Origin of the sequence: Lentzea aerocolonigenes, assembly GCF_000955955.1 — a bacterium.
GTDB classification, from domain to species: Bacteria; Actinomycetota; Actinomycetes; order Mycobacteriales; family Pseudonocardiaceae; genus Lentzea; species Lentzea aerocolonigenes_A.
Genome location: NZ_JYJG01000499.1, coordinates 1 through 893, shown reverse-complemented (window position 1 = coordinate 893; position 893 = coordinate 1). Strand labels below are relative to the sequence as shown.

Sequence of the window (893 nt, the reverse complement as noted above, 5' to 3'; positions counted from 1 at the left end):
CTCGTCGGCGAAGTACGCGGTCAGACCGGCGGCCTCGCGCACCACGCCGACCCGCGCCGCCTTGCTGCGCGCGTACCGGGCGTGCTCCAGGGCGAGCTCGGGCTCCTCGTCGATCAGCAGCCCGGCCGCGGCCAGGTGCCGGCCGACGATCTCCGCGAGACCCTTGGGCAGGCTGCGCAGCTCGGCCCGGATCTCCGGGTCAAGGGCCGACAGGTCGGCCTCTTCCGGCAGCTCGGGACGGCCGCCACGGGGCGCGGGGGCCTCGTCGCGGTCTTCCTGCTCGTCACGGTCGTCGCTGTCCTCGGCCTGGCGCTCGTCGGCGTCGTCAGCCTCGGTGTCTTCGTCTTCGTCGTCTTCGTCGTCTTCCGCGTCGACGTCGGCAGCGGGAGCACCGCTCTCGTCGCCGGCCTCGACCTCGGCCTCGCTGCTGTCGGCGTCGTCCTCGGCGTCAACCTCGGACTCGGCGTCGGCATCACGGCTCGCGGCCGCGCGGGTGGCGGCAGCACCGTCGCCCAGGCGGTAACCGGGACGCTCGGCCGCTTCCGAGGTCACCTCGGCGGACTCGTCGGTGCCGGTGGTCTCCTGCTCGGCGACCCGCTCCTGGAAGCGCGCCGCACGCTCACGGCTGCGCTCGTCACGACGGTCGTCGCGCTGCGGGCCGGAACGGTCGTCGTTGCGGGCGTCGTCGCGACGGTCGTCCTTGCGGTCGTCCTTGCGGTAACCGCCACGGTCGCCACCGCGGTCGGAACGGAAGCCACCCCGATCGCTGGAACCCTGGCCGCGGTACCCGCCACGATCGCCGGAGTCGCTCTTGCGGTAACCACCGCGGTCACCGGAGTCGCTCTTGCGGAAGCCGGGACGGTCGCTCGAACCTTCGCGACGCTGGTAGCCGC

General features: G+C 73.6%; 1 pseudogene. It reads right to left on the bottom strand.

Annotated features, from left to right (window positions below):
* Positions 1-893, bottom strand: a pseudogene (locus UK23_RS53390) (hypothetical protein); the annotation flags it as partial.